This is a genomic window from Rhodococcus sp. EPR-157 (assembly GCF_001647195.1).
Lineage (GTDB): Bacteria > Actinomycetota > Actinomycetes > Mycobacteriales > Mycobacteriaceae > Rhodococcoides.
In genome coordinates this window covers 1-9798 of record NZ_LVCV01000334.1, presented here as the reverse complement: position 1 = coordinate 9798, position 9798 = coordinate 1, and the positions used below count along the sequence as shown (strand labels likewise).

Sequence of the window (9798 nt, the reverse complement as noted above, 5' to 3'; positions counted from 1 at the left end):
CCTACACGCTCACTCCGAAACACCTCGTTGCGCGGACGATGGTCGGCTCGGCTGCCATGACCAACCGCGTGGACCGGCTCGTGGACAAGAAACTGGTAACCCGCGAAACCGATTCGAACAACCGCCGCAGCGTCTTGATCACCCTGACCGCGACAGGTCACGAACTGGTGGAGCGAGTAGTCGACGGCCACGTGGCGAACGCGGCGCGTCTAGTCGCCGGTCTCGAACCCGCAGAACGCACCGAGCTGGACCGACTACTACGCAAACTTCTGATCTCGCTGGGCGACACGGTCGAGCCCTAGGACGACTGCGCGTCTTCCTGGGCGGCCTGCGCCTGGGCTACCTGCTGCGGAGTGAACCGGATGAAGAAGGCCGCGAGGCCTGCAACGACAGCGCAGACCGCGCAGCAGAAGAGCGCGAACATGTAGCCCGAGCTCAGAGCGTCCAACTGGACATCGTTCATCAGGGTGGCTGGTCCGGTCGTCCCGCCGAGGGACAGTGTGCGTGAGGTGGTCAGCGCGCCGACGATCGCCAGTGCAACCGGTCCACCGAGAGTCTGGGCGACGAGTGCGATGGCCGTAAGCGGCCCGATCTCGGTAGCCGGGACCCCTGCGATAGCGCACAGCGGCAGTGGTATCGATGCCATGCCGACACCGAATCCGATACCGATGACGGGGAAGAATATGCCCGGGAAGTACGACGAATCTGCATTCATGGTCGCCACCGAGAACAGCAGCCATCCGACCATGATCGCCGCGCCCGCCATGACCAACCAGCGCGGCTGCACCCGCACGACGAGTTGCGAGGTGATGAACGCCGCCGCCCCGAGGCCGAAAGCGAACGGCACGAATGCGAGGCCGGCGGACAGTGGGCTGTAGCCGAGGATGTCCTGAACGAACAGTGCGACGAACGCGGCCAGGCAGAACATCACGCCGCCGGCGAAGAAGATTGCAACGAACGTGGCGACGCGATTCCTGTCCGCGAACAGAGAGAACGGCAGCAACGGGTTGTCGGCCCGGCGTTCGACGACGAGGAACAGCCCGAGCAACACCACACCTGCAACGAGAGATCCGAGCACCAGGGGACTGAGCCACCCCAGTTCGGTTCCCTCGCTCAACGCGAGCACGACACCCGTGCATCCGAGTGTGCCGAGTATTGCGCCGGGGAAGTCGAGGGTGAGCCGAACACCTGCAGTCTCTCGGAGCGACACCACAGCCAGGATGACGATGATGATCCCGATCGGCACGTTGATGAGGAAGATCCAGCGCCACGACACCTGAGTCAAAGCTCCGCCGATGATCAGACCTGCGATCGAGCCGACACCGGTCATCGCGGCGTAGATCGCTATGGCCTGATTGCGCACTGGACCTGGTGCGAACGTTGTTGCCACCAGCGCAAAAGCCGTCGGCGACGCCACCGCGGCACCGACGCCCTGCAAGGCCCGCGCTGCCACCAGTGTCGCCTCGTTGACTGCCAGACCACAGAGCAGCGACGCGATAGTGAACAGGATGACGCCGCCGAGAAACATCTTCTTTCGACCGAAGGCGTCGCCCAATCGCCCACCGAGCAGCATGAGTCCACCGAACGCCAACGCATACGAGGTCAGCACCCAGTTGCGCCCTGCGTCGCTCAAACCGAGGTCGGCTTGCAAAGGCGCAAGCGCAAGGTTGGCTACCGTTCCATCGAGCACCACCATCAACTGCAAACCGCTGAGCACGATGATTGCCAGGCCGAATGCCCGGGTCGTCACCGGATAGACGATCTGAGTGGACGGCGCTGCGGGCTGCGAGTGGTCAGGCACGGGAGTTCACGTTACCGAGAGTCCACGGAAAAACCAGCAACGGTTCCGATCACGACGATCGCGGGCGGACGTATCGCCTCGTCCTTCACTCGCTGCGCAACCGTGGACAGGTCAGCGCGCACTTCACGCTGGGTGCGCATCGTTCCTTCCTGGACGACGAGTACCGGCGTCGTCGCCGGCCGGCCCCCCTGGATCAGAACTTCCGCGAACTTGTCGATTCTCTCCACAGCCATCAGCAACACGATCGTGCCCTTCAACCGCGCAAGTGCATCCCAGTCGACGAGAGAGTCGGGATGATCGGGCGCGACGTGGCCGCTCACCACGACGAACTCGTGAGTGACACCGCGATGGGTCACAGGGACGCCCGCGGCGGACGGTACCGAGATCGCACTCGTGATCCCAGGCACCACCGTCACCGCAATCCCGGCGTCGGTCAGAGCCTCGAGCTCCTCGTACCCACGGCCGAACACGTACGGATCGCCACCCTTGAGACGAACGACGAATTTACCTGCCCGCGCGCGGTCGATGAGCGCCTGATTGATCGCCTCCTGCGCCATGGCGCGCCCGTAGGGAATCTTGGACGCATCGATCACCTCGACATGAGGTCCGAGCTCGGCCAGAAGTTCGGGTGGCGCGAGACGATCGGTGACGACCACGTCGGCGTAGGCAAGCAGTCGCCTGCCGCGCACGGTGATGAGATCCGGGTCACCGGGGCCTCCACCGACGAGGGCGACGCCGGTGTGCGGAACATGGGCAGTATCGGTGATCACACCTGACTGCAGCGCTTCCAAGACCGCATTGCGGACGGCCGCCGATCGCCGATGCTCGCCTCCTGCGAGAACACCCAGCGTCAGTCCGTCGTAGTCCGCCGAAGCGGGGGTGACTGCAGTGCCGTCGCGAGCGACGTCGGCGCGAACGCAGAAGATTCTGGAACGCGCGGCCTCGGCGACGATGGCCGCGTTGGTGTCCGCCTCGTCGGTGCAGGCGATCGCATACCACGCTCCGTCCAGGTCGCCGCTGCGATAGTCGCGCAGCTCGAGCGTCACCTGCTCGCCGGTAGCCATCGCCTCTACGGCAGGCGTTGCTTCCCTCGTGATGACGTGCACCAGCGCGCCGGAACCGATCAACAACGGCAGGCGTCGCTGCGCGACCGTGCCACCACCGAGCACGACGACACGCTTACCCGACAGATTCAGGCCGACGAGATAGGGCGAATCGGTCGCGTCGGAGTCGGTCGCGTCGGAGTCAGTCGCGTCGGAGTCAGGGGAATGCACGGCGCAAACGCTACCGCAGGCTGCGCTCGCGCCTTACACGTGTTTCGTCCCATACGGGCTCATCGGATTCGTAGACGCGTCCATCGGACCCGAATACGAGAAACCGTTCGAAACTGCGCGCGAACCACCGATCGTGCGTCACCGCGATCACAGTCCCCTCGAACGCAGCGATCGCATCCTGCAGTGCATCGGCCGACAACAAGTCGAGGTTGTCGGTCGGCTCGTCGAGCAGCAACAAGGTTGCTCCCGAGAGCTCGAGAAGAAGGATCTGCACGCGAGCCTGCTGCCCACCCGAGAGGTTGTCGTACAGCTGTTCCGCAGCACGCGAGAGGCCGTAGCGGTCGAGGGCTCGGCTTGCAGCTTCCCGTCCCATCCCGTCGCGGTGCTCGTTGCCGAGATGAAGGATGTCGAGCAAGGTCTTTCCGGTCAGATCGGGTCGGGTATGAGTCTGTGCGAACAGTCCAGGACGAACGCGGGCACCGAGGACAGCTGTACCGGTGTGCGGAACGGGGGCGAGCGCGAGTTCTTGAACCGGCTCGTGCTCGCGTTCCGGATCGGTACCGCCCGAGGCGAGGAGGCGGAGAAAATGCGACTTGCCCGAGCCGTTGGAACCGAGCACGGCGACACGGTCTCCGAACCAGATCTCGGCGTCGAAAGGCTTCATCAGGCCGGTCATCTCGAGCCCGGTACACACGAGTGCGCGCTTGGCAGTCCGGCCTCCGTGCAGCCGTACGGTCACGTTCTGCTTCAGCGGCACTGCTTCAGGAGGGCCTGCGTCCTCGAATCGAGCAAGGCGCGTCTGGGCAGCGTGGTAGCGCGCCGCGACACCGTCGTTGAACTTCGCCTTCTCACGCAGCCGAAGCACGAGCGCACGGAGCTTCACGCGCTCTTCGTCCCACCGTCTTCGCAGTTCGTCGAGGCGAGCGTTCCGATCGTCGCGCGCGTCGTAATAGGTATCGAATCCAGCGCCGTGCACCCACGACGTCGCGCCGTTGATGCCCGGCTCGAGAGTCACGATTCGGGTGGCAGCGTTGGCAATCAGTTCGCGGTCGTGACTGATGAACAGAACAGACTTGTCCGACTCACGAATCGTCTTCTCCAACCACCGCTTTCCCGGGACGTCCAGGTAATTGTCGGGCTCGTCCAGCAAGAGGAGCTGATCGCTACCGGCGAACAGCGCTTCGAGCACCAGACGCTTTTGTTCGCCGCCGCTGAGCGTCGCCGCTGCGCGCCACTTCGCCGAGTCGAACGGCGTGCCGAGCGCGGACATCGTGACCTTGTCCCAGAACGGCTCCAGGTCGTAGCCGCCGACATCTCCCCAGTCGGACAGTGCCGCTGCGTACTTCAGCTGCGTCTTCTCGTCGTCCATCTCGATCATCGCGTTCTCGGCGTCGTCGAGAGCCTTCGCGGCCCTGCGAACGGCAGGTGCGGACACCGACAGCAGCAGATCGAGAACCGTCGAATCGTCGCGAAGTTGCCCGACGAATTGCCGCATCACCCCAAGGGCACCGGATTGCGACACGCCACCGTCCTCGGGCGAGACGTCGCCGGCGATGATCCGCGTCAACGTGGTCTTGCCGGTTCCGTTCGGTCCGATCAGTGCGGTCTTCGCACCGTCACCGACGCGGAAACCGACCCCGCTGAGGAGCTGCCTGCCGTCGGGCAGGAAATAGTCGATGTCGGTCAGTTCGAGGTGGGCCACAACTACGAATCTATGCCAGCGTCATCGCATGAGTGGTGTTCAGTGTCTGCGTACCCCCTGCGTCGACGTGCGCATGTTCGACGCGCAGACGCGCGGAATCTCCCTCCGTGGTCAACAGCATGACACCGTTGTCGAACCACGGGCCCGCCTCGGCACCCCACGTCACGTCCGGCGGCGCCACTTTCGCCGCCCGCGCGAGCCGAGCGAGCATCCACGCGACGGGCTTCTTGATCGCCAAACGGTTCACGGCGCGGATCGGCAGGTTCAGGGGATTGCGGAACGGTGACATCGTGAGCTGATATGTCGCCGGCACTTGCCCGCCCACGCCGAACTCCGCTCGGGCGACGTACGAGCAATGCACGTCACCCGAGAGCCACATGATGGTTGCCGGTGCGGTGTCACTCCGGGACAATTCCCGAGTCAGGGTTGCCATGTCCGCGAAGGACTTTCCAAAGGCGGCCCAGTGTTCCAGATCGAGCTCGATGCGGAGCTTCTCCCCTACTTTCGCCGCGCGCTTGCCCCAACTCCCCTGTGCCACCGCCTCGTTCCACTGCTCGAGGTGGTGCAGCGCAGGGAGCATCAGGTACGGGAGCGAGGAGCCGAAGAGCAAGTGCCGCGGCGATGCCTCCAGCGCGCGCTCCCGCACCCATGCCCACTCGACGTCGTCGACCATCGCGCGATTGGCCGGATCGAGATCCCGTGAGCAACGCGAGTCGATCATGACCAGGCGGGTGTCGCCGAAATCTCGGTAGAAGCTCCACCGTCCGGTGTCGGGAACGGCGTCGACGCGAAGCGAGAAGTCGGCGAGCACGCTTTCGCGATCGGAATCCGACGCCGCTGTGCGAACTTCCTCGTACAACCCGTCACTGGCCAGTTCGTCCGGCGAGAGGTTGCCGAGATGCTGATAGACCCAGTACGACGAGAAAGCACCGACGACTCGGTCCTTCCACCACGGTCTCGTCTCGATATCCTTGCGCCACGACGCCGACGAGTTCCAGTCGTCGCGCAAGTCGTGGTCATCGAGGATCATGCACGAGGGCACGCTGGCCAGCAACGTTCGCACCGGTTCGACGCCCCAGGACTCGTGGTAGAGCCACGAGTACTCCTCGAAGTCGCAGATCTCGTCTTCCGCATCGGTGCCACGGGCGCTGACCGGCCCGGCGCCCGACGCCCTGCGCGCCCGCACACGCTCGATGATCTCCGGTGACGGGTCGTCGGCGTACACCTGATCACCGAGCAACAGCAAGGCCTGCGGCCACTCGCTCGGATCCTGGTGGGCCATTCTCGTTCCGAGCCCGGCCAACGCGTCCGCACCGATCCGCTGCAGTGACTCGTCGCCGTAGTTGTCTCCGCGTCGGCACGAGCCGAAAGCGAAGGTGACCGGGCCGTCGCGGTCGATGGTGTGAATCGCAGCAGTCTTGCCCGCCTCCGGCCATACCACCTGAGCTTCGAATGTCACATCGTAGGTGATTGCGGTGTTTTCGGGCAGATCGGTCAACGCAACGAGCGCGTAGTGATGCCCGTGAGCTCCCCACGTCGGTGCTTCAGCGCGGACGCCCACGTCTGTGGTGACCTGAACTGTTCCCGGCCCGTCGAACTCGAACCAGAACGTTGCGTCGTGTGCGCCGACGTAGCGCACGAGCGGACCGAGAACCAAGGGCGTGGACGACGTCATTGTTCACACGATGCCCCTACCGAGGGCCGGCGCGCTACTGTCGGTGGTCACAGACGTGCGAGCAGCTTGCCTGCAAGTCGCTCCAGATACGCAAGAACCTCGTCCTCCGATTTGTCGGGCATCCCGTACACCACTTCGGTGACGCCCAGCTCACGCCAACGGTCGAGTTTGGCATCGTCGGGCTTGAAATCGAGCACGACGATCTGCGGCTTCCCGTCGCGGCCGGCCTCCTTCCACAGACGGTGCAGTGTGGGCACCCTCGACTCGATGTCCTGCTCCCCCGGCGTGGTGATCCAGCCGTCAGCCGACCGCACGATCCATGCGAAGTTCTTGTCTGTTCCCGCTGCGCCGACGAGGGTGGGAATCGCGCTGCCCTGAACAGGTTTCGGCCATGCCCAACTGGCACCGAAGTTCACGAACTCGCCGTGATACCGAGCTTCCTCGTTGGACCACAACGAGCGCATGGCTTCCAGATACTCGCGCAGCATCGTACGGCGACGCCCCGGTGGGACACCGTGATCGGCCAATTCATCGGTGTTCCAACCGAACCCGACGCCGAAGTTGACCCTGCCGCCACTGAGGTGATCGAGCGAGGCAATCGACTTCGCCAACGTGATCGGATCATGCTCGACGGGAATGGCGACGGCAGTGCCGAGGCGGATGGTCGAGGTCACTGCGGCCGCAGTGGACAGCGACACCCAGGGGTCGAGGGTTCTCGCGTAGCGATCGTCGGGCAAGGATGCGTCGCCCGTCTGAGGATGCGCAGCCTCGCGCCGGACCGGGATGTGGGTGTGCTCGGGAACGTAGAACGACGCGAAGCCGAGTCGTTCACCCGCGGCAGCGGCAGCAGCGGGTGTGATTCCACGATCCGAGGTGAACAGGACCAGTCCGAAGCGCATGCAATATTAGAACGTGTTCTAGTCTACGACGCAAGCAACGGCGAGCGTCACACCTCGCGAACTCGTCTTACCCTGTATCAGCTCACCGCCGCCGCTCGCGAGAATGGCCGCGGCCTCGGCAACGCTGGAGGTACCGGTTTCGGCCCGCGCCCGGTCCGAGGGATGAGGTACGTTCACCCGACTCAGTCGCTCGGCCGACCACACGTGCAGCGGGACGCCGAGCGCATCGGCAACGGGCTGCGCCTGTGGTTCTTTGCCCTCCAGGGTCGAGACCGCAACCACTGCCCAGTCCCGGGACGACAATTCGTCGAACACGGCGAGACAGTCACCCGACGTGGCCGAACTCGTCATGCCGAGGCCGAGCACCACCCGTTCAGGCATCGAGGCTGCAATAGCGCGCGCATGCACTGACGAATCGCCCGATCGAACGCGGATTTCCGGCGGGGTGGGTGTGCAGGTACGACGCATGGACTCCGTCCTGCACGAAACCTTCGCGAACGACGCCGGCGCCCGGACCCGTTCGTCGCCATCCCCATGCCGGAGCACTGTGCGCACCATCGCTGTCCACCAGCATCGTTCGGTGAAATTCGTGGCCGGTGACCCGTTGACCTGCTTCGAAGAGCACGGAAGTCTCCAGTGCGACCGCGTCGCGATACCCGAGAGTGAGAACGGATCCGAAACGAGCGTCGGCGTCGATCACGCCGGCCATCGCGTGCCCGTCCAGGTTCCGAGCCAAATAGAGCAGACCGGCACATTCGGCGTGGATCGGAATGCCGCGGGATGCAGCGTCCCGCACGCCACTCAGCAAGGCAGTGTTCGCCGCAAGGGCCTCCGCGTGCTCTTCGGGAAATCCGCCTGGAATCACCACTCCCGCAGTGCGCTCGGGCAGCGCATCGGTGAGCGGGTCGAACACTGCGACCTCGGCCCCCGACGCGCGTAGCAACTCGACGTGCTCGGCGTATCCGAACGTGAACGCAGGCCCGCCCGCAATCGCGACCACAGGCGAACCGTCGTGACGCCCGCCGACTTCGTCTTCGGCGTCCCACGCGGTGTCGGTGACCGCGGAACGTGCCAGAGCCTCGATCGCACCCAGGTCGACATGGGTGCGGACAAGTTCAGCCATGGCATCGACTGCACTGCGTGCGCGCCCGCCGTGCTCGAGTGCGGTGATCAGCCCGAGATGGCGTGACGGAACGGCGAGTTCGGCCATCCGGGGAAGTGAACCGAGCACCGGAACTCCCACACGTTCGCAGGCCTGTCGAAGTACTTCCTCGTGGCGAGGACTCCCGACTCGATTGAGGATGACGCCGCCGATCCGGACCGACGAGTCGAACGTCGAGAATCCGTGCAGCACCGCCGCGAGACTCTGACTGTGTCCGCGCGCGTCCACGACGAGCACGACCGGCGCACCGAGCATGGCAGCGACGGCGGCCGTCGACCCTTCCGCAGACGCGGCACCGGCACCCGACATGTCGATCTTTCCGTCGAACAGGCCCATGACACCTTCGACGATCGCGATGTCGCACCCGGCGGTGCCATGACCGAACAGCGGCCCGATTCGCCGTGCGCCGACCATGACGGCATCGAGATTGCGACCGGGTAGTCCCGTCGCCAGCGCGTGGTAGCCGGGATCGATGTAGTCCGGACCTACCTTGAACGGGGCGACCCGACGTCCGGCCGCGCGCAGGGCGCCCATCAGACCGGTGGCTACCGTCGTCTTGCCGCTGCCGGATGCCGGAGCGGCGATGACGACTGCCGGAACGGAGGCGGTCACCATTCGATGCCGCGTTGACCCTTGCGGCCCGCATCCATCGGGTGCTTGACCTTGGTCATCTCGGTAACGAGATCAGCGGCGTCGATCAGCGCCTGAGGCGCGTCGCGCCCGGTGACGACCACGTGCTGGTTGCCCGGGCGGTTCGTCAGGACTTCCACGACCTCGTCGACGTCGACCCATCCCCACTTGAGTGGGTAGGTGAACTCGTCCAGGACGTAGAAGCGGTGGGTCTCCTCCGACAACCGGCGAGCAATCTCGGTCCACCCGTCGGCCGCCGCTGCGGCGTGATCGACCTCGGAACCCTTCTTACGCGTCCAGGACCAGCCTTCGCCCATCTTGTGCCACTCCACGGCGCCACCGGTACCGGTGGACTCGTGCAGTTCGCCGAGCATCTTGAACGTGGCTTCCTCGCCGACCTTCCACTTCGCGCTCTTCACGAACTGGAAGACTCCGACATCGAATCCCTGGTTCCAGGCCCTAAGCGCCATCCCGAATGCTGCCGTCGATTTTCCTTTGCCTGGCCCGGTGTGCACCGCCAGAACCGGCTGGTTGCGCCGCTGACGTGTTGTCAGTCCGTCTTCCGGAACCGACCCTGCGAGTGGAACTCCCTGTGGCATGACCCGCTCCTCACGCGGCCGCGCGGACGACTGCGGCGACCTGCTCCGCCGACAGA

The 9798-nt window shown here is 65.0% G+C and carries 9 protein-coding genes; 1 reads left to right on the top strand and 8 read right to left on the bottom strand.

Features of this window, described 5'->3' with window-relative positions:
• Positions 1–302 (top strand): MarR family winged helix-turn-helix transcriptional regulator (locus A2J03_RS15390; RefSeq protein WP_156520411.1); only part of this gene is annotated, 302 nt, incomplete at its 5' end.
• Here A2J03_RS15390 and A2J03_RS15385 read toward each other — a convergent pair.
• The 8 genes from A2J03_RS15385 to cobO all read right to left on the bottom strand — a co-directional run bounded on the left by A2J03_RS15385 (position 299) and on the right by cobO (position 9742).
• On the bottom strand, positions 299–1801 hold the full coding sequence (locus A2J03_RS15385; RefSeq protein WP_068375566.1) for an MFS transporter: 1503 nt from the start codon (positions 1799–1801) through the stop codon (positions 299–301). The two genes, A2J03_RS15390 and A2J03_RS15385, sit on opposite strands and share 4 nt — an antisense overlap.
• An 11-nt stretch (positions 1802–1812) precedes the next feature.
• Positions 1813–2997, bottom strand: a complete 1185-nt coding sequence (gene cobA, locus A2J03_RS15380) for a uroporphyrinogen-III C-methyltransferase (RefSeq protein ID WP_197480796.1) — start codon at positions 2995–2997, stop codon at positions 1813–1815.
• Positions 2998–3085: 88 nt separating this feature from the next.
• Positions 3086–4777, bottom strand: a complete 1692-nt coding sequence (locus tag A2J03_RS15375) for an ABC-F family ATP-binding cassette domain-containing protein (protein ID WP_068375561.1) — start codon at positions 4775–4777, stop codon at positions 3086–3088.
• Positions 4778–4787: 10 nt separating this feature from the next.
• On the bottom strand, positions 4788–6452 hold the full coding sequence (locus A2J03_RS15370) for a DUF7800 domain-containing protein (RefSeq protein ID WP_068375560.1): 1665 nt from the start codon (positions 6450–6452) through the stop codon (positions 4788–4790).
• Positions 6453–6499: 47 nt separating this feature from the next.
• Positions 6500–7351: an LLM class F420-dependent oxidoreductase gene (locus A2J03_RS15365; protein ID WP_068375559.1), complete on the bottom strand. Its 852-nt coding sequence runs from the start codon at positions 7349–7351 to the stop codon at positions 6500–6502.
• An 18-nt stretch (positions 7352–7369) separates the two neighbouring features.
• On the bottom strand, positions 7370–7732 hold the full coding sequence (locus A2J03_RS15360; protein ID WP_068375557.1) for a cobalamin biosynthesis protein: 363 nt from the start codon (positions 7730–7732) through the stop codon (positions 7370–7372).
• Positions 7725–9128: a cobyrinate a,c-diamide synthase gene (locus A2J03_RS15355; RefSeq protein ID WP_068375555.1), complete on the bottom strand. Its 1404-nt coding sequence runs from the start codon at positions 9126–9128 to the stop codon at positions 7725–7727. The genes A2J03_RS15360 and A2J03_RS15355 overlap by 8 nt, the downstream gene beginning before the upstream one ends.
• Positions 9122–9742 (bottom strand): cob(I)yrinic acid a,c-diamide adenosyltransferase, encoded by a 621-nt coding sequence (gene cobO, locus A2J03_RS15350; RefSeq protein WP_068375553.1) that lies wholly within the window; start codon positions 9740–9742, stop codon positions 9122–9124. Before cobO ends, A2J03_RS15355 begins: the two co-directional genes overlap by 7 nt.
• Positions 9743–9798: the final 56 nt, after the last annotated feature.